This window comes from Streptomyces sp. NPDC008238 (assembly GCF_042956445.1).
Classification (GTDB): Bacteria; Actinomycetota; Actinomycetes; order Streptomycetales; family Streptomycetaceae; genus Actinacidiphila.
Genome location: NZ_JBIBGK010000002.1, coordinates 214551 through 234002 on the forward strand (window position 1 = coordinate 214551; position 19452 = coordinate 234002).

General features: G+C 74.7%; 14 protein-coding genes and 1 pseudogene. 8 read left to right on the top strand and 7 right to left on the bottom strand.

The features are described from left to right. Positions 1 to 110: 110 nt before the first annotated feature. Complete coding sequence (locus ACFZAU_RS05800) at positions 111 to 509, bottom strand: MGMT family protein (RefSeq protein WP_500551240.1); 399 nt, start codon at positions 507 to 509, stop codon at positions 111 to 113. Between the two features lie 257 nt (positions 510 to 766). Here ACFZAU_RS05800 and ACFZAU_RS05805 point away from each other — a divergent pair, with 257 nt between their 5' ends. Together ACFZAU_RS05805 and ACFZAU_RS05810 are read left to right on the top strand one after the other, a co-directional pair. Next, positions 767 to 3706, top strand: coding sequence for a lysylphosphatidylglycerol synthase transmembrane domain-containing protein (locus ACFZAU_RS05805; RefSeq protein ID WP_500551241.1), 2940 nt, complete (start codon positions 767 to 769; stop codon positions 3704 to 3706). Positions 3707 to 3763: 57 nt separating this feature from the next. Next, on the top strand, positions 3764 to 4429 hold the full coding sequence (locus ACFZAU_RS05810) for an NIPSNAP family protein (RefSeq protein ID WP_500551242.1): 666 nt from the start codon (positions 3764 to 3766) through the stop codon (positions 4427 to 4429). Here the strand turns inward: ACFZAU_RS05810 and ACFZAU_RS05815 are convergent. Then, entirely contained in the window at positions 4402 to 5454 is a 1053-nt protein-coding gene (locus ACFZAU_RS05815) for an ATP-dependent DNA ligase (protein WP_500551243.1), read from the bottom strand. The genes ACFZAU_RS05810 and ACFZAU_RS05815 overlap by 28 nt on opposite strands. Before the next feature lie 91 nt (positions 5455 to 5545). Here ACFZAU_RS05815 and ligD point away from each other — a divergent pair, with 91 nt between their 5' ends. The 5 genes from ligD (at position 5546) to ACFZAU_RS05840 (ending at position 11746) form a co-directional block, all read left to right on the top strand. Continuing rightward, positions 5546 to 6568 carry a non-homologous end-joining DNA ligase gene (ligD, locus tag ACFZAU_RS05820; RefSeq protein ID WP_500551244.1) on the top strand — a complete coding sequence of 341 codons (1023 nt, stop codon included), beginning with the start codon at positions 5546 to 5548 and terminating at the stop codon, positions 6566 to 6568. Between the two features lie 565 nt (positions 6569 to 7133). Continuing rightward, positions 7134 to 8225, top strand: coding sequence for an Rv3169 family protein (locus tag ACFZAU_RS05825; protein ID WP_500551245.1), 1092 nt, complete (start codon positions 7134 to 7136; stop codon positions 8223 to 8225). Continuing rightward, entirely contained in the window at positions 8222 to 9289 is a 1068-nt protein-coding gene (locus ACFZAU_RS05830; RefSeq protein ID WP_500551246.1) for a phosphotransferase family protein, read from the top strand. The genes ACFZAU_RS05825 and ACFZAU_RS05830 overlap by 4 nt, the downstream gene beginning before the upstream one ends. A 289-nt stretch (positions 9290 to 9578) precedes the next feature. Further along, positions 9579 to 10448, top strand: coding sequence for a glycerophosphodiester phosphodiesterase (locus tag ACFZAU_RS05835; protein ID WP_500551247.1), 870 nt, complete (start codon positions 9579 to 9581; stop codon positions 10446 to 10448). 110 nt (positions 10449 to 10558) lie between these two features. After that, a complete protein-coding gene (locus ACFZAU_RS05840; protein WP_500551248.1) occupies positions 10559 to 11746 on the top strand; it encodes an acyltransferase family protein in 1188 nt (395 codons plus the stop codon). Positions 11747 to 11842: 96 nt separating this feature from the next. On the opposite strand, the gene moeZ is transcribed toward ACFZAU_RS05840, so the two are convergent. From moeZ to pelF, 5 genes are all read right to left on the bottom strand, one after another. After that, a complete protein-coding gene (moeZ, locus tag ACFZAU_RS05845; RefSeq protein WP_500551249.1) occupies positions 11843 to 13021 on the bottom strand; it encodes an adenylyltransferase/sulfurtransferase MoeZ in 1179 nt (392 codons plus the stop codon). 106 nt (positions 13022 to 13127) lie between these two features. Then, a complete protein-coding gene (locus ACFZAU_RS05850; RefSeq protein ID WP_499606967.1) occupies positions 13128 to 13889 on the bottom strand; it encodes a spherulation-specific family 4 protein in 762 nt (253 codons plus the stop codon). After that, positions 13877 to 14797, bottom strand: coding sequence for an NAD-dependent epimerase/dehydratase family protein (locus ACFZAU_RS05855; protein ID WP_499606970.1), 921 nt, complete (start codon positions 14795 to 14797; stop codon positions 13877 to 13879). The genes ACFZAU_RS05850 and ACFZAU_RS05855 overlap by 13 nt, the downstream gene beginning before the upstream one ends. Positions 14798 to 14915: 118 nt before the next feature. Continuing rightward, positions 14916 to 15959 carry a hypothetical protein gene (locus ACFZAU_RS05860; RefSeq protein WP_500551250.1) on the bottom strand — a complete coding sequence of 348 codons (1044 nt, stop codon included), beginning with the start codon at positions 15957 to 15959 and terminating at the stop codon, positions 14916 to 14918. Beyond that, on the bottom strand, positions 15956 to 17620 hold the full coding sequence (gene pelF, locus ACFZAU_RS05865) for a GT4 family glycosyltransferase PelF (RefSeq protein ID WP_500551251.1): 1665 nt from the start codon (positions 17618 to 17620) through the stop codon (positions 15956 to 15958). Before pelF ends, ACFZAU_RS05860 begins: the two co-directional genes overlap by 4 nt. A 359-nt stretch (positions 17621 to 17979) precedes the next feature. On the opposite strand from pelF, the pseudogene thrS reads away from it, so the two are divergent. Next, a pseudogene (gene thrS / locus ACFZAU_RS05870) lies at positions 17980 to 19218 on the top strand (threonine--tRNA ligase); the annotation flags it as partial. Positions 19219 to 19452: the final 234 nt, after the last annotated feature.

The window sequence follows — 19452 nt, forward strand, 5'->3', positions numbered from 1 at the left end:
CGGTACGGATGCGGGAGCGGCCGGGCGCGGGGGGCCGTACTCCTTCCGGACGGCGGATCGCATCAACCCGTCCCCGATGGCGGAAGCTGGATGGTGTGAGCGTCCGGTCGTCAGTCGTCCCCGCCGGGGGCGGGCACGGGGTCCGTGCCGTCCCAGCGGGCCACGCGCATGTCCAGACGGGGTATGTGGCCCTTCGCGGCGCGCGGGGCCGGGCGCAGCGGGGTGCCCTCCGCGCGGTAGTGCTCCAGGGCGCGCAGCTCGTGGCCCGGCAGCAGCCCGCCGTCCGCGCGCACCACGCGCCACCACGGCACGGCCCCGCCGTACAGCGCCATGACGTGGCCCACCTGCCGGGGGCCGCCCTCCCCCAGCCACTCGGCGACGTCGCCGTACGTCATGACCCGTCCGGGCGGGATCCGCTCGGCGACGTCCAGCACACGCTCCGCGTACGCGGGCAGCTCCGGGGCGTCGCCCGGACCGTCGTCCGGGTCGTGCGCGGTGTCCTTGCTCATCCGTCACATGGTGCCCCACGGCACCGACAGTCGCGGGCGGCGGGAGCGCGCGCGGGGGCGCCCGGAACGGCGAATTGCCCCCTCCTGCGCCCATGCGCGGGCCGCTCGTGCCACCATCATCCGGGCGGTGACTGGTGATACGAGATCAAAAAGAGACAGCCGGAGAGCACGACGCGAGCGGGAACGGAGCCGCTCGCGCGGTCCCCGCTGCCTCCGAGGGCCCCGGGGACGGCGCCCCGGCCGAGGGTTCCACCGCCGTGTCGCAGGCCCCGCGTGCGCCCGGTGACACGGACGACGGGGCCGGGGTCCCGCCGTCCACGGGTGTGGCGCCGGCCTCCGGCGACGACGCCGTGACCGCGGCGGAGGACGGGGCCGGCCGTGCGGAGCGGGCCGCCGCGCACCCCGGGCCGGACGAGGAACCGCAGGCCCGCGGCGCGTCCGGTGCGGACCCCGACGGTGACGGCCCGGCCGCTCCGGCGGAGGAGACCCCGGCCGGGGAGCCGGAAAGGAACGCCGCGGACGACGCGGACGCGGCACGGCCACCGGGCGAACCCGACGAACCCGGCACAGACGACGCGGCCGACGCGGCCGACGCGGCCGACGGCGCACGGACCACCGGCACCTCCCCGCACACCGACCCGGTGGCGCGCGACGAACCGCTGCTGCCCGCGCGCGTGCACCGGCCCGTCGACCTCATGCGCTTCCTCTTCGGGCTGCTCGGCATCGCGATCGTGCTGATGATCGCGGGCTTCGCGCACGCGACGACCTCCGGCGTGGAGCAGGACATCGCCGAGGGCGCGACGCACGCACCCGAGCCGCTGATCACGATCGCCGGGCTGCTGGCGACCGTGGCGGTGCTGATCGTGCCCGTGGCGTTCGCCGTGGAACGGCTGATCAAACGGGACGGACTGCGCATCGCGGACGGCGTGCTGGCCGCGGTCCTGGCGCACGGGGTGTCGCTGGCGACCGACCTGTGGGTGTCGGACGCGGCCCCCGTGGCGATCCGGGACGCGCTGACCCGCGACGCGCCCGGCGGCGGCATCACCGACCCCGTCCACGGCTACCTGGCACCGGTCATCGCCTACATGACGGCCGTCGGCATGGCCCGGCGCCCGCGCTGGCGGGTGGCGCTGTGGTTCGTGCTGGTCGTGGACTCCTTCGCGGTACTGGTCGGCGGCTACACCACACCGTTCTCGATCGTCGTGACGGTGCTCATCGGCTGGACCGTCGCCTACGGCACGCTCTACGGGGTCGGCTCGCCCAACGTCCGCCCGACCGGCCAGAACCTGCTCGCGGGCCTGCGCCGGGTGGGTTTCGCACCGCTGACGGCGGTCCGCGCGGAGGACGAGTTCCCCGACGCGCCCGACTCCGACCGGGGCCGCCGCTACCTGGTGACGCTCGAGGACGGCCCGCTGCTCGACGTCACCGTGGTGGACCGCGAGCAGCAGGCGCACGGCTTCTTCTACCGGATGTGGCGCCGGCTCCAGCTGCGCGGGATCACCCAGCGGCGCAGCCTGCAGTCGCTGCGCCAGGCGCTGGAGCAGGAGGCGCTGCTCGCCTACGCGGCCATCGCCGCCGGTGCCAACGCCCCTCGGCTGATCGCCACCTCGGAGCTGGGTCCGGACGCCGTGATGCTGGTCTACGAGCACATGAGCGGGCGCTCGCTGGACGCGCTGTCGGACGAGGAGATCACCGACGAGGTGCTGCACGGCGCCTGGGAGCAGGTGCGGGCGCTGCAGTCGCGGCGGATCGCGCACCGCCGGCTGGTCGGCGAGGCCCTGAAGATGGATCGTTGCGGCGGCGTCTTCCTGACCGACCTGCGCGGCGGGGAGATCGCCGCGGGCGACATCGTCCTGCGCATGGACGTGGCGCAGCTGCTCACCACCCTGGCGCTGCGCGTCGGACCGGAGCGGTCGGTGGCCTCGGCCGTCGCCGTGCTGGGCCCGGACGCCGTCGCCGACTCGCTGCCCCTGCTGCAGCCCATCGCCCTGAGCCGTACCACCCGGGCCACGCTCAAGCAGCTCGCCAGGGAGCGGGCGCAGCGCGAGCGCGACGCCGTGCTGGCCGCGTCCCGGGCCCGGCGGGCGGACGGGGAGACCGACGGAAGCGGCACCAAGGAGACGGGCAAGGAGACCAAGGCGGAACGGCGCGCCGAGAAGAAGGCGATGGAGGACGCGCTGGACGGGGCCCGTGAGGAGGACCTGCTCACCCGGATCCGTCACCAGGTGCTGCTCATCCGCCCGCAGGCACCGGTGGAGCCGGTACGGCTGGAACGGGTGCGGCCGCGCACGCTGATCAGCATCATCGCGGGCGCCTTCGCCGCGTACTTCCTGCTCTCCCAGATCAGCAGCATCGACCCGGCGACACTGCTCGGCGAGGCGAACTGGATCTGGGTCATCGTGGCCGTGCTGGCCTCCGCGCTCAGCTACGTGGCGGCGGCGATGGCGCTGTCCGGCTTCGTGCCGGAGAAGCTGTCCTTCCTGCGCACCACGCTGGCGCAGATCGCCGGCTCCTTCGTGAAGCTGGTCGCCCCCGCCGCCATCGGCGGCGTGGCGCTGAACACGCGCTACCTGCAGAAGTCGGGTGTGCGCCCGGGCCTCGCGGTGGCGAGCGTGGGGGCCTCGCAGCTGGTCGGCCTCGGTTCGCACATCAGCCTGCTGCTGGTGTTCGGCTACATCACCGGCACCGAGAAGACGCCCTCGCTGTCGCCGTCCCGCACGGTGATGGCGGGTCTGCTGACGGCCGGCGTGCTGTTCCTGGTGGTCACCGCCGTCCCGCCGCTGCGGCGCTTCGTCTCCACGCGGGTGCGGGCGCTGTTCGCCGGCGTGGTGCCGCGCATGCTGGACGTGCTGCAGCAGCCGATGAAGCTCACCACGGGCATCGGCGGCACCCTGCTGCTGACCCTCGCCTTCGTGCTGTGCCTGGACGCCAGCATCCGCACCTTCCACGGCGAGGTGAACTTCGCGGCGATCGCGGTGGTCTTCCTGGCGGGCAACGCATTGGGCTCCGCGGCCCCGACGCCGGGCGGCCTGGGCGCGGTCGAGGGCGCGCTGATCGCCGGTCTGACCACCATCGGCCACCTGGACTCGGCGACGGCCACCTCCGCGGTGCTGCTCTTCCGGGTGCTGACCTTCTGGCTGCCGGTGCTGCCCGGCTGGCTGGCGTTCACCACGCTCACCAGGCGGCAGGCACTGTGACCAGGGCCCACTGACAGGAGATGAGATGTCAGTGGGCCGCCCCTACGGTCCCCGGTCATGGACACCACGCACGTCGTCGAGCTACGGCAGTACACGCTGCGCCCCGGTGCCCGGGACACCCTGGTCGAACTGTTCGAACGCGAGTTCGTCACCGGCCAGGAGGCCGCCGGGATCCGGGTCGGCGGCCGCTTCACCGACCTGGACGACCCGGACCGCTTCGTGTGGATGCGCGCCTTCCCCGGCATGCCCGCGCGGCTCCGCTCGCTGCACGCCTTCTACGGGGGCCCGCTGTGGCGGGCGCACCGGGACGCCGCCAACGCCACCATGACCGACTCGGACGACGTCCTGCTGCTGCGCGGCCCCGGCCACCGGGTGCCGCCGGACGCGGGGCAGGTCGTCGTGACCATCTGTCATCCCGCCGACCCGGAGGCCTTCGCCGGGGCGCTCGCGGGGCCCGGCGGGCTGCCGCCGGACGCCGCGGTGCACCGCAGCGAGCACGCCGTGAACGACTTCCCCGCGCTGCCGGTCCGCACCGGCGAGGACGTCGTCCTGTGGTTCACCGCCTTCCCCGACGCCCGGCCCCGGCCCGGACTGCCCGTCCTGCCCGCCGGGGTGGCCGATCACCCGCTGCTGCGGCCCGTGCAGCGGCTGCGGCTGGCGCCGGTACGCGTCCCGGCGCCCGAACGCGGCGGGGCTCAGCGCAGGACGTCGCCGAGGTCGTAGCCGACCGGCTCCTCCAGCTGCGCGTAGCTGCAGCCGGCGGGGTCGCGGTCGGGGCGCCAGCGGCGGAACTGGGCGGTGTGCCGGAAGCGGTCGCCCTGCATGTGGTCGTAGGCGACCTCCAGGACGCGTTCGGGTCGCAGGGGGATCCAGGAGAGGTCCTTGCCCGCGCTCCAGCGGCTCTGGGCCCCCGGCATGCGGCCGCCCGGCGCGGCCTCCGCCCAGTCCGCCCAGGGGTGGCCCTCGGTGGAGTCCATGCGCAGCGGCTCCAGCTCGCCGACCAGTTCCTCGCGGCGGCGCATCGGGAAGGACGCGCAGACGCCGACGTGCTGGAGACGGCCGGCGGCGTCGTGCAGGCCGAGCAGCAGGGAGCCGACCACGGGACCGGACTTGTGCCAGCGGAAGCCGGCGAGCACGCAGTCGGCGGTGCGCTCGTGCTTCACCTTGAACATGGTGCGTTCGTCGGGCCGGTAGCCGAGGTCCGGGGGCTTGGCGACGACGCCGTCCAGGCCCGCGCCCTCGTACTGCTCGAACCACCGCCGCGCCAGCTCGATGTCGGTGGTGGCGGGGGCGACGTGGACCGGCGCCCCCGCCGGGCCGAGCGCGTCGACCAGCGCCTGGCGGCGCCAGGTCTGCGGGTCGGCCATCAAGGAGCGGTCGCCGAGGGCCAGCAGGTCGAAGGCGACGAGGGAGGCGGGGGTGCGTTCGGCGAGCTGCCGCACCCGGGAGTCGGCGGGGTGGATGCGCTCCAGCAGCGCGTCGAAGTCCAGCCGTCCCTCGCGGGCGATGACGATCTCCCCGTCGACGACGGCGCGCGGCGGCAGTTCGGCGCGAACCGCCTCGACGACCTCCGGGAAGTAGCGCGTCAGGGGCTTGCCCGTGCGGCTGCCGATCTCCACCTCGGCGCCGTCCCGGAAGACGATGGCGCGGAAGCCGTCCCACTTGCCCTCGTACAGCATGCCGGGCGGGATCGCGGCGGCGGACTTGGCGAGCATCGGCTTCACGGGCGGCATCACCGGCAGGTCCATGCGGCGATTCTCCGCCCGACAGGCGCCGCCCGCCCGTCGGGCCTACCGTGTCGGGGACGGAAGAGGCGGTGCCGGGAGAGGCGGTGACGGCATGGCAGAGGCGGTCGAGCTGACCGTCGGCGAGCGGACGGTCCGGATCTCGAACCCGGGGAAGGTGTACTTCCCGGAACCGGGCTTCACCAAGCTGGACGTGGCCCGCTACTACCTGGCGGTCGGCGACGGCGTCCTGCGGGCCCTGCGCGACCGGCCGACGACCATGGAGCGTTACCCGGACGGCGTCGGGGGCGAGTCGTTCTTCCAGAAGCGCGCGCCGAAGAACACCCCGGACTGGATCCCCACCGGCCGCATCCGGTTCCCCTCCGGCCGGCACGCCGACGAGATCTGCCCGACCGAGACCGCCGCGGTCGTCTGGGGCGCCAACCTCGGCTGCCTCACCTTCCACCCCTGGCCGGTCCGGCGGGGCGACCTCGACCACCCGGACGAGCTGCGCATCGACCTCGACCCGCAGCCGGGCACCGACTTCTCCGACGCGGTGGTCGTCGCCGGCGAACTGCGCGGGCTGCTGGAGGAACTGGGCCTGCGCGGCTGGCCGAAGACCTCCGGCGGGCGGGGCCTGCACGTCTTCGTCCCCATCGAGCCGGCGTGGACGTTCACGGGGGTACGGCGGGCCGCCATCGCCATCGCCCGCGAGATGGAGCGGCGGATGCCCGGCCAGGTGACCAGCGCGTGGTGGAAGGAGGAGCGCGGCGAGAAGATCTTCGTCGACTACAACCAGACCGCGCGCGACCGCACCATCGCCTCCGCCTACTCCGTACGGCCCAGGCCGCACGCCCCGGTCTCGGCGCCGCTGCGCTGGGAGGAGGTGCCGCAGGTGCACCCGCGGGACTTCGACCTGGTCACGATGCCCGCGCGGTACGCCGAGCTGGGCGACGTCCACGCGGACATGGAGGAGCGGGCCTACCGGCTGGACGCCGTGCTGGAACTGGCCGAACGCGACGAACACGACCACGGGCTCAGCGACATGCCGTACCCGCCGGACCACCCCAAGATGCCCGGCGAACCACTGCGCGTCCAGCCGAGCAGGGCCCGCCGCAAGCCGGCCGACGGGGACTGACTGCGCGGCAGACCCCGTGTGCCCGGCGCCCGGCGCGGCGCTGGGCCGAGCACGACGACGCACGGTACGTCGCGCGGGCCGGGCGGCGGCAGAGAAAACGGGCGGTACGGATTCACCGGCCACCGCCGCAGCCGCATCGCCTTGACGGCGGGGCACCACGGACGGCGGTGTCGCGCGACCCGACCCACGGGGCACGACGCGGGGACCAGAACGGACCAGGGTGCGGCGTGACTCGACGCACCGGGCACGGCGCAACGCCGAGTCCACAACAACGCACGGCGCGTCGCACGCTTCGGGGCGGCGGCGCAGGAGACGGGCGGTGCGGCCAACGCACGGCGCGGCACCCCCTACGACCCCGCGCACCGCACGAAACGGGCCTCGGTACGCCGCGAATCGGCGCCCGCCGCGCGGCGCGGCACGGACACGCCGCGCGGCACAGCACGGCACAGCCCGCCCAACACGGCACCACGCACGACCCGCGGCGCGGCACGCCCCCGGTCCCCGAGGGGCCGGAGGGCGGCGCGACCCCTTCCCAGCGGGGCCGCACTGACGCATCATCAGGCGCATGCCCGCGCCTCGACCCGTGCCCCTGGACGAGTACCCGGTCCATCAGATCGCCCGTTCCATGCGCCACGTCGCGACCGGTGACCGCAACGCCTACGACCGTTCGATCTTCCACTTCTTCGACCACGAGGGCCGGGCCCTGCTCATCACGGGCCTCGGCGTCCACCCCAACCTCGGCGTCACCGACGCCTACGCGACCCTGACCCGCGGCACCGGCATGCTCGCGGTGCGCGCCTCCGACGCGCTCGGCGAGGACCGGATGCGGCAGCAGGTCGGGCCGTTGCGCGTCGACGTCCTGGAACCGCTCCGCAGGCTCCGGCTGACCTGCGACGACGAGTTCCTCTCCTACGACCTGGAGTGGGAGGCCGCCTTCCCGGCCGTCGAGGAGCCGCACCACGCCCAGTACCGGGGCGGCCGGCTCTTCCTGGAGGCCAGCCGCTTCGTGCAGGCCGGCACCTGCCACGGCGTGGTCCGCACCGGCGACGGCGAGGAGATCCGCGTGGAACGCGGTCGCTGGACGGCCACGCGGGACCGCAGCTGGGGCGTGCGCCCGGTGCCCGGCGAGGCTCCGGGGCGGACCGAGGAGGAGCACCGCCCGCGGGGTTTCCACTGGCTGTGGATACCGATCCGGTTCGACGACCGCTTCGTCATGGTGATCGCCCAGGAGGACGGCGAGGGCTACCGCTCCCTGGACGAGGCCCTGCAGATCACCGAGCACGGCCCGGACCGGCAACTGGGCCGCGCCCGGATCGACATCACCTACCGGGAGGGCACCCGCACACCGGTCTCGGCCGTCGTCCACCTCGACGGCGGGAAGATCGGGGCCGAGGTGCTGGTCTCCAGCCCGCTCGCGGTCGGCGCGGGCTACCCGCCCGCCCGCGACTGGCAGCACGGCGAGTGGAAGGGCCGCGGCTGGCTCGACCGCCGTGCGTATGACCTGACGGATCCGGCGGTGACCGCGCCCGCCGCGTACGGAGTCACCGACCACGCCGCGCGTTTCGCCTGGGACGGCCGGGTCGGCTACGGCATCTTTGAGCACGGCAGCTTCGGCCGCCACTCCCCCAGCGGCTTCACCGGTCAGGAGGCCATGTGACAACGGTGCGCACCACCACCCGCGACCCCCGACTGCTGCGCAGCCGCCTCGACGAGTGGCTGGCCGCGAAGCACCCCGGCGCCCACTGCCGTGGCGTGCACCTGCCGGCCGCGAACGGCCTGTCCAGCGAGACCGTCCTGTTCGACCTGGCCGTCCCCCACCCGGCGGGCACCGCGCGGCAGCGCATCCGCCCCTGCGTGCTGCGGCTGGCCGGCGACCCCGACGCGTACGCCGTCTTCCCGACGTACGACATGGCCGAGCAGTACCGCGTCATCAGGACGGTCGCGGCCCGCACCCGCGTCCCCGTGCCCGAACTGCTGTGGCTGGAGCCGGACCCGGGGCCGCTCGGCGCGCCGTTCTTCGTCATGGAACGGGTCCCCGGCCGCGTCCCGCCGGACGTCATGCCGTACACCTACGGCGGCAACTGGCTCTTCGACGCCTCCGAGGAGGAGCGGGCACGGCTGGAGCGTTCGACGGTGCGGGTGCTCGCCGAACTCCACACCGTCCCCGGCGAGGGCACCCTGCGCGCGCACGTCGACGCCCAACGCGCCTACTACGAATGGGTCGTCGGCGGGCGGACCCGTTCCCCCCTCGTCGAGCGGGCCTTCGCCTGGCTGGAGAAGCACTGGCCCGCCGACCCCGGCCCGTCGGTGCTCAGCTGGGGCGACGCCAGGATCGGCAACATCGTCTACGACGCGGACTTCACCCCGGTCGCGGTCCTCGACTGGGAGATGGCCTCCTCCGGCCCCCGCGAACTCGACCTGGCCTGGCTGGTGTACCTGCACCGCTTCTTCCAGGACCTCACCGTCACCGCCGGCTTCCCCGGCATGCCGGACTTCCTCGACCGCGACCGGACCGCCGCGACCTACGCGGAACTCACCGGGCACACCCCGCGCGACCTGGACTTCCACCTCCTGTACGCCGCGCTGCGGCACGCGGTCGTGATGCTGCGGATCGGCCACCGCCAGATCCACTTCGGGGAGCGCGAGACGCCGGCCGACACCGACGCGCTGATCCTGCACCGGGACACGCTGGAGGCGATGGTGGAGGGCCGCCACCGCTGACCCCGGCGACAGGCGAGGACCTCACGTTCCGTGACCGCGGGGTCGTCCGGGGCGCCCACGGCGGCGCCCCGGACGGCCCCGCGGCCCGTCGGGGCCCCCGCGGCCCGTCGCGGCTCCGCCCGGCCGGGGCGGGCGCTCCCCACGACCTGCGGCCGGACTCCATCCATGCCACCCTGACGGGGGAACGGGATGATGTTATTCACCCGTTTGTCATGTTGTGCACCGCCGTGTCCTGGTACGGGCTGCGAACCTCGGTCGGGAGGGGACCGTGCCGTCGTGAGGAGTACGCATGCACCAACACCTCGCCCGTGGCGTCACGGCCGCCCTCCTGCTGGGAACCTCCGCGTTCGTCACCATGCCGGCCCACGCCGCGCCCGCGGACCCCTCGTCCCCCACGGTCTTCGCCCACCGGGGCGCCTCCACCGAGGCCCCCGAGAACACCCTGGCGGCCGTGCGCCGGGCCCACGAGCAGCACATCGCGTGGATCGAGAACGACGTCCAGCGCACCAAGGACGGGGCCCTGGTCGTGATCCACGACGCGACGCTGAACCGCACCACCGACGTCGAGCAGGTCTTCCCCGACCGCTCCCCCTGGCGCGTCGCCGACTTCACGCTCGCCGAGATCCGCCGGCTCGACGCCGGCAGCTGGTTCGCGCCCCGCTTCCGCGGCGAGCGGGTCCCCACCCTCCAGGAGTACCTGCAGCTCCTCGACCGGAACCAGCAGGGGCTGCTGCTGGAGCTCAAGCAGCCCGAGCTCTACCCCGGCGTCGAGCAGCAGACCGTCGACGCCCTCCAGAAGGCCGGCTGGCTCGACCAGGCGCACCTCGCCGGCCGGCTGGTCATCCAGAGCTTCAGCGCCGACGCCCTGCGCCGCACCCACGAACTGCGCCCGGCCGTCGTGACCGGGTTCCTGGGCAGCCCGCCCGTCTCCCGCCTGAAGGAGTACGCGGCCTTCGCCGACCAGATCAACCCGGACGAGAAGGACGTCACCTACGCCTACGTGCAGGCCGTGCACAGCGTCGACGGCCCCGACGGCAAGCCGCTGCGCGTGAACGCGTGGACGGTCGACGACCTCACCACCGCCGTCCGCATGGCGGCCCTGGGGGCCGACGGCATCATCACCAACCGCCCGGACGTCATCCGCAACGGCGTGCAGTGACCCGGACGGGAGGCCGCACGGCCCGTTGAACCGCCCGGCCCACGGCGACGTACCAGTCGCCGTGGGTGGCACCGGGCCGCCGACGCCGGAGGAAGGGCCCAACTATCCCCGTGGATGCGAGCCGTCCCGTCAGCAACGCGCGCGAAGGCCACGGCCGGCCCGAGGTGCCAGGCCTCGAAGGGCTCCGCGGCCTGGCCGCCCTGTACGTGGTGCTCTTCCACTGCTGGCTCTACACGTTCCCCGGGTATCCCGACAGTTCGGCCCCGCGGTGGCTGGACGGGCTCATGTACGGGCGCCTCACCGTCGTCTTCTTCCTGGTGCTGTCCGGGTTCTCGCTGGCCGTCGCCCCGGCGCGGGACGGCTGGCGGCTGGGCGGCGCCGCCCGTTTCCTGCGCCGCCGGGCCTGGCGCATCCTGCCCCCGTACTGGGCGGCGCTCGCGGCGAGCCTGGTCATCGCCCGGTACGTGGTGCCGGCCTCGCACTTCGGGCCGCCCACCGGCGCGACGGTCGTGGTGTACGGCCTCCTCGGTCAGGACGTGCTGAACGCGCCGACGCCGAACGGCACGTTCTGGTCGATCGCCGTGGAGGCGGAGCTCTACCTGCTCTTCCCGCTGCTGCTGCTCGTGCGGCGGCGGCTGGGCGCCGTGGTGCTGGTCGCGGGGGTGACGCTGCCGGTCGTGGTGTACGGCCTGACGGCGCCGGGCGCGTCCCCGGTGGAGGGGGACAACTGGCTCACCCCGCACCTGGCCCCGGTGTTCGTCGCCGGCCTGGTGGGCGCGGGGATCGTCGTCGCCCCGGCCCGCGTCCGGTGCCTGCCGTGGCACTGGTTCGCCGTGGCGTCCGCCGTGCCCGTCGCGGCGCTCGCCGCCGTCAAGGGCCGGGTCTGGACCGTGGACCACTACTTCTGGGTGGACCTCGCCGTCGTCCCCGCCATGACGCTGCTGATCGCCGCGGTCGCCACGGGCCGGCCGGCCTTCCTGCTCCGGCTGCTGACCGCACGTCCCGTCCGGGGCCTGGGCAACGTGTCGTACAGCCTCTACCTGGTCCACCTGCCGGTCGTCATGGCCGTCATCCGGCGCGTGGCGCCGCGGTTCGTCGCCCCGGGACTGCCCACGTTCTGGTTCACCCTGCTGGTGGCGTTGCCCGTCTCGCTGCTGGCGGCGTGGCTGTTCGCCCGGGTCTTCGAGCTGCCCTTCAAACGGCACCGCTCCTGGAAGTCCCTGCCGGTGCTGCGCCGTTCCGTCGCCGCGGCCCCGGCACGGCGCGAACCGGCCGGGGTCACTCCGGCGGGTCCGTGACGTCCGGCCCACTCCGACGGCAGGGGCCTTCGGCAACGGCAGAGGCCCACGGCATCCGGACCGGCCGGACTCCGTGGGCCTCCGCTCTCGCGTCGGTCAGTAGACCGGCTTGTCCGGCTCGATCGTGTTGACCCAGCCGATGACGCCGCCGCCGACGTGGACCGCGTCGGCGAAGCCCGCGGACTTCAGCACGGCGAGGACCTCGGCGGAGCGGACACCGGTCTTGCAGTGCAGGACGATCTTCTTGTCCTGCGGGAGGTCCTGGAGGGCGTTGCCCATGAGGAACTCGTTCTTGGGGATCAGCCGGGCGCCCGGGATCGAGACGATCTCGTACTCGTTGGGCTCGCGGACGTCGATGATGTCGATGTTCTCGCCGTCGTCGATCCACTCCTTGAGCTGCTTCGGAGTGATCGTCGACCCCATCGCCGCCTCCTGCGCCTCCTCGGAGACGACGCCGCAGAAGGCCTCGTAGTCGATGAGCTCGGTGACGGTCGGGTTCTCGCCGCAGACCGCGCAGTCGGGGTCCTTGCGGACCTTGACCTGGCGGTACTGCATCTCCAGGGCGTCGTAGATCATCAGGCGGCCGACCAGCGGCTCGCCGGTGCCGGTGAGGACCTTGATCGCCTCGGTGACCTGGATGGAGCCGATGGACGCGCACAGCACGCCCAGGACGCCGCCCTCGGCGCAGGAGGGCACCATGCCCGGCGGCGGGGGCTCGGGGTAGAGGCAGCGGTAGCAGGGGCCGTGCTCGGACCAGAAGACCGACGCCTGGCCGTCGAAGCGGTAGATGGAGCCCCAGACGTACGGCTTGTTCAGCAACACGCACGCGTCGTTGACCAGGTAGCGGGTCGCGAAGTTGTCCGTGCCGTCGACGATCAGGTCGTACTGGCTGAAGATGTCCATCACATTGTCGGCCTCGAGCCGCTCCTCGTGAAGGACCACGTTGACGTACGGGTTGATGCCCTTGACGCTGTCGCGGGCGGACTCCGCCTTGGAGCGGCCGATGTCCGCCTGGCTGTGGATGATCTGGCGCTGCAGGTTGGACTCGTCGACCTCGTCGAACTCCACGATGCCGAGCGTGCCCACACCGGCGGCGGCCAGGTACATCAGGGCGGGCGAGCCGAGACCACCGGCGCCCACGCAGAGCACCTTCGCGTTCTTCAGCCGCTTCTGCCCGTCCATCCCCACATCGGGGATGATCAGGTGGCGGGAGTACCTGCGGACCTCGTCGACGGTGAGCTCGGCGGCCGGCTCGACCAGGGGTGGCAGCGACACGGGGACTCCGTTTGTCGATCGATCACTACGGGTGGTTCTCCCCGTAACACTGCCACGCCCTTCTTCATTCCAAGACCGCCGTCCCGAGGACCGAGACGATTCTTGGTCACATGCTGGGCGGCGGCTGACGGCGCAGCATCCGCGAGGCCTCGTCCCAGTAGGCCGGCAGGCCGTCCCATGCCGCGTGGTCGGTGCGGTCGGTGAAGTAGACCGTCGACGCGCCCTGCCAGCGGGCGATCCGCATCGCGTTCTCCAGGTGCGGTGCGGGGACGCCGTGCACCAGGTGGCAGAAGCGCTCCGGCGGGTGGGCGGCCGTCCACTCCGGGGCCTCCGACCAGCGGTACTGCGTCCAGGGCCCGGCGAAGGTCACCAGCTGGTCGGCGGCCTGGGCGTACCCCTCGTACGGGTGGCAGCCGTGGCCCAGCACGATGTGCCCGGTGCTGCCGCCCTCCACGCTCAGCAGCGCGCGCAGGGTGGTGATCACCCGCCGGCAGTCCGGCAGCTCCGAACTCGTGGTGGGGGCGCGGTCGAGGTAGAAGCCGTCGACCCGGTACCAGTCGAGGAAGCGGTGCGCGTCGGCGACCAGCTGGCCGAAGGGGCGGGCCCCGTGCCGGGTGTCCAGGTAGCCGAGCACGGGCACGGCCGCGTCGCGGAGCCGGGCGCACGCCTCGGTGTAGAGCGGGTCGACCCGGGCGCCGGGGCCGCGCGCCACGTTGAGCACCACCCAGTGCATCGGGGCGCCGGGGCGGGCCAGTTCGGCCCACTCGCCCGGGGCGACCAGCGGGTGCGCGTACGCGGGCACCCCGAAGCCCAGTCCGTCGCAGCGGTCGACCGGCCTGCGCAGGCCGCTCGGATTCACACGCGGCATGCCGCCTCCATCCAGACGTCGGCGAGGGATTCCTCGAGGGCGATGCGCGGTCGCCAGCCGAGGCGGTCGCGGGCGGTGCGGATGTCGGCCTGCTGCCAGACGCCGCAGCCGTCGGGGTAGTGGGGGTGGGTGTTGCCGTTCGCCGTCAGGTGCGGGTCCTCGACCTCGTGGAGGGCGCCCGCGTAGCCCGCGGCGTTGGCCAGCGCCGCGGCGACCTCGCGCAGCGGTACGGCGCGGCCCGTGCCGATGTTGACCAGGCCCTGGGCGGCGGACAGCGAGGCCGCGTGCACGGCGCGGGCCACGTCGCGCACGTCCACGAAGTCCCGCTGCACGCCGAGGCCGGTCAGCTTCAGGTCGCCGTCGCCGGTCTGCATGGCCCGGCGCATCGCCTCCGCGAGCCGTCCGATGGGCGAGGCGGTGGGCGTCCCCGGCCCGACCGGGGTGAAGACCCTCAGCACGACGGCGTCGAGCCCGGAGCCCAGCACCAGTTCCGTCCCGGCGAGCTTGCTGACCCCGTACGGGCCGCCCGGCCGGGGCACGGCGTCCTCGGCCGTCGAGGAACCGGTGGGCGAGGGCCCGTACTCGGCGGCGCAGCCCACCTGGACCAGCCGGGCCGAGGTGGCGCTGCGGCGCATCGCCTCGCACACGGAGGCGACCGCGATCGTGTTGTGCCGGGTCAGGTCGCGGGCCCCGCCGCGCGTGGCGCCCGCGCAGTTGACGACGACCCCGGGATGGACGGCGTCCATGAAGCGGGCCAGGGCGCCGGGGCTGCCGGACGACAGGTCGAAGCGCACGTCGGCGTCGTCGCTGCGGCCGAGCGCGGTCAGCTGCACGGCGGGGTCGGCCAGCAGCCGCTCGGCCACGTGGCGGCCGACGAATCCGTTGGCGCCCAGGAGGAGGACTCTCATCGCGAGCGCCTCCGCTGCGCGTGCCGTGGCCGGGGGTGCGGGTGGGTCATCGTGGGTTGCTCCTTGGCTTCTTCTTCGGAACTGCGGGGTGTGCCGGGCCGGGCCGGCCACCGCCCGCTCATCGCGGCGCCGCCGCGGCCGTGTACGCGGAGGCGCGCGAGAGCGTGGTCAGGGCGTGGGCCGCCAGCGCCAGGGCGGCGGCCGCGCAGGCCAGGGCCGGGACGGCGGCCGGCGGCAGGGGGAACCGGTCCAGCAGGGCGGCGGCGAGGGCCACGGCCTCGGTGGCGCAGGCGAGCCCGGTGCCGATGGCGGCCGGGTCCGGGTGGCCGTGCACGGCGAGCAGCCGCGCGGTGAACAGCAGCAGGGCCAGCGCGGCCGGGCCGGCCAGCGCCCCGGGCGTCAGCGGGGCCCCGGCCACGGCGCGGGCGGCGCACAGCAGCGCGAGCACGCAGCCGAGGAAGAGCGCAAGCGTGCCCGCCAGCAGCGGCCGTACGGAGCCGCCGAACTCCTCCAGGGTGCGGCTGCGCAGCAGATGGCCGCGGGAACGCACGGCGAAGCGGTGGGCGCACCAGGCGGCGGGTGCGAGGGAGAGCGCCAGCGCGGTCAGTTCGGCGGCGTCCGCGGCGGGCAGCACGCCCCCGGCGAGACCGTCGACGGCGCGCGGCCCGTACAGCCCGAAGCCCACCAGCCAGCAGCTCCACACCGCGCCGCCCGGGCCCGTGCCGTACGGCGCCCGCAGTGGTCCACGGCGCAAGGCGGCCAGGAGCGCGAGCAGCAGCAGCGGCACGGCCACGGCGACCACGGTGAGCGGCGGCAGCACGCGCAGCGCCCCGCTCGCGGCGGCGCAGACGGCGCCCGGGGCGAGGGCGAGCAGCAGGGCGGGGCGGCCGGCGGGCCGGCCCGTGGCGGGCGCGGCACCGGCGCGGGGCACCCGGGCGTACAGCTCCTCGGCGAGGGTGAAGACGTCGCGGTGCCGGAAGCCCGCCGCGACGCGGTCGGTGACGCCCTGCGCCTCCAGTCCCGCCACGATCTCCAGCGGGTCGACGGCCTCGGCGCACAGCTCCTGGTGGCGGTGCATCAGGCCGCGGACGGGGTCGGCGGGCCCGCGTCTGCGGGGGCCGGTCCTGCGGGCGCCGGTCTCGCCCTCCTGCACGTGGCTCATGCGCGCTCCCGCCCCTCGGCTCCGGCGTACGCGGGCTCACGGGCGGCGAGCGCCCAGGCGGGGGCGGCCGTCCAGCGGCCCGGGACACGGGATTCGGCGGGCCTGCCGAAGGGGACGGGGGTGCCGTCCGGATCGATCAGCGGGGCGTGCCGCCCGGGCGTGTGGGCGACCAGGTCGAGGTAGATCTCGCGGAAGGCCGCCAGGTTCCGCTCGACGGTGAAGAGCTCCAGGGCGCGTTCGCGCGCGGCGGCGCCCAGCCGCTGCCGGCGCTCGGGGTCGCGCAGCAGGGCGACGCAGGCCTCGGCGAGCGCCTTCGGGTTGCGCGGCGGCACGACCAGGCCGGTGCCGCCGATGACCTCCCGTACGGCGCCGACGTCCGTCGAGACGGTGGCCCGGCCGCAGAACATGGCCTCGACCAGGGTGACCGGGAATCCCTCGACGACGCTGGAGAGCACGACCACGTCCCCGGCCGCGTACGCGTCGGGCAGCGCCGGGGCGCCCGGCGAGCCGAGCTCCTCGAAGGTGACCGGGTTCTCCCCCGCGGTGACGGCGTCGGCCGCCTCGTCCGGGAAGAGCTGCGCCGCCAGGGCGCGGCAGCGCTCCAGGTGCGCGGGGTCGCCCTCGCCGGCGCGGACGACCCGCAGCCGCGCCCCGGGCTCCTCCTTGCGCACCTCCCCGAAGGCGTGCAGCAGCCCGGTCAGGTCCTTGCCGGGCTCGACCCGGCCGACCCACACCAGTGTGGGGTCGCCCTCCTCGGCCTCGGCGGCCGGCTCGGGCAGGGGTCCCTGGTAGCCGGGGTAGACCGTGCGGACCCGGTCCCGCTCGGCGCCGCAGTGCTCCTGCCAGCGGCGCGCATGGGCGTTGCCGGGGGTGACCAGGGCGGCCCCGTGGTACGCCTCGCCCGCCAGGTGGCGGTGGAAGGCGGCGAGCAGGGCGCGTACGGGGGCGGGCAGGCCCGCGGCACGGTGCAGCAGCAGGGTCTCGCGCAGCCGCACGCCGTACTCGGTCACCAGCAGCGGTGTGCCGAAGAACCGTTTGGCCAGCAGCGCGGGCAGCAGGGCGGTGCCACCCGTCACGGCGTGGCAGAGGTCGGCGGTGGCGAGGGCGTCGCCGAACTCGTCGTACCAGGGCGCGGAGAGCGGCCGCAGCACGCGCTCCAGCTGGTCGGCGGCGAGCAGCAGGTCGCCCACCCCGGCGTCCGCGACGAGGGGCCGCGCGCCAGGCGCCCGGCAGACCTCCTCCAGCACGCGCACCGCGTGCTCGGAGCGGAGCAGCACCGGCAACCCGCCGTCCTCGCGGGCGAGTTCGGCGAGGGCGTAGAGCGCGGAGGCGAAACGGTCCGCCACGCCGTTGGCGCCGGCGTCGCCCGCCAGCACCCCGACGAGGTCGCGGTACTGCTCCAGCGCCTGCGCCCGCCGGCGGCGCGCCTTGCCCGACACGGCCCCCGGACCCGGCGCGGGCCCCCACAGCGGCAGCGCGCGCACGCCGGTCACCTGGGGTGGCAGCGCCACCAGCCCCCCGGCCTCGGCCCGTTCGGTCCTGCCCAGCGCGTACACCGCGAACTCGTGCCCGGTGAGCCCGCGTACGAGCCGGTCGACCCAGGCGCCCCCCTCACCCCGGGCGTACGGATAACCACCCTCCGCGAGTAATGCGATACGCACGTCTGCCCCCTCTCGGCACCGGTCTGTTCGGGCGCGATGACCGTATTCCGGCGAAGTGGGGGCACGACGGACGGTTGTCCGCCGTGCCACCGAAAGGGGTGAAGAGACGTGACTTTCCCCGGCGTTGCGCGTTGTGACCGGGTAGACGTCTGCCGGGTGGTCCACGGGCGTGCGGAGGCGGCGCGGATCACTCCCGCGCGCGCACCGCGGGTGCCTGTTACCGTGAACGGCATGAAGCGCGCTGCCATGACGACGACGCCGGAGAGTGTCCCGGCGCGCTGACCCATGTCACGACGAAGCCCCGGGGCGAGTGCCCCGGGGCTTTCGTCTGCGGTCACTCGCCCTCCGTCCGCGAGGAGACCGTCATGCACGACCACCGCAGACTCGGCCGCGAGCTCGGCCTGTTCGACACCGACCCGCTGATCGGCGCGGGACTGCCCTACTGGCTGCCGGACGGCGCCGCCGTCCGGCACGCGCTGGAGGAGTACGTCCGCGAGGCCGAACGCCGGGCGGGCTACCGGCACGTGTACTCACCCGTGCTCGGCAAACGGGAGCTGTACGAGATCTCCGGGCACTGGGCGCACTACAGCGAGGACATGTTCCCCCCGATGGACCTCGGCGGCGAGCAGGTCGTGCTGCGGCCCAGCCTCTGCCCCCACCACGCGCTGATCTACCGCTCGCGCTCCCGCAGCCACCGCGAACTGCCGCTGCGCATGGCCGAGCTGGGCGGCATGTACCGCTCCGAGCTGTCCGGGGTGCTCGGCGGGCTGACCCGCGTACGCGCCATCCAGCTCAACGACGCGCACGTCTTCTGCACCCCCGGCCAGGTCGCCGAGGAGGCCGCCGCCGCCCTGGCGATGATCGGCCGGGCGTACCGCGCGCTGGGCATCACCCCCGCCCGCCACCGGCTCTCCCTCCCCGGACCGGGCGGCAAGTACGTCGCCGAGCCCGAACTGTGGGAACGCTCCACCGCCCTGCTGACCGAGGTGCTGGAGCGCTCGGGGCTGCCCTACGAGGCGGCGGAGGGCGAGGCCGCCTTCTACGGGCCCAAGATCGACGTCCAGGTCGCCGACGGCGCGGGCCGCGAGGCCACCCTGTCCACCGTGCAGATCGACTTCCACCAGCCCCGGCAGTTCGGGCTGAGCTACGTCGGCGCGGACGGCGCGAAGCACCGTCCGGTCATGGTGCACCGCAGCGTCATCGGCAGCGTGGAGCGGGCCGTGGCGCACCTGGTCGAGCGGCACGGCGGGGCGTTCCCGCCCTGGCTCGCACCCGTCCAGGTGGCCGTCCTCCCGGTGTCGGAGGCCGAACTGCCCGGGGCGGAGGCGCTGCTGCGGCGCTGCCTCGACCTGGGGCTGCGGGCGGAGCTGCGCGCCCCGGACCGCGGCACCCTCGGGGCCCGCGTCCGGGAGGCCCGCCTCGTCCCCTACCAGGCCGTCATCGGTCCGAAGGAGGCCGCCGACGCGCACGTCGCCCTCCGGCTCCGCGACGGCCGCCGCCTCACCCCTCAGCCGGGGGAGGCGGTACTGGCGGCCGTCCGCGCGGCCGTGGCCGCCCACGACGTGGAGCTGTGGCCCGAGCCTGCGGACTCCCCCTGACGGGACGCGGGCGCCGGCGCGCCCGTGCTCGGGCGTCCCCGGGACCCCGGGCACGGGCACGGGGCCCGGGCGTGCGGTGCAGGCGTACCCGCCAGGACACGCCCCGGCCGACCCGCCTCCCGGCCGTCGGGAGCACGCACCGCACAGGCGTCCCCCACGCGCCCGGTTCCGGCACGTGACGCAGGCGTCCGGTGCAGGCGTGCCCGCCAGGGCACGGCCCCGACGCGCCTGGGT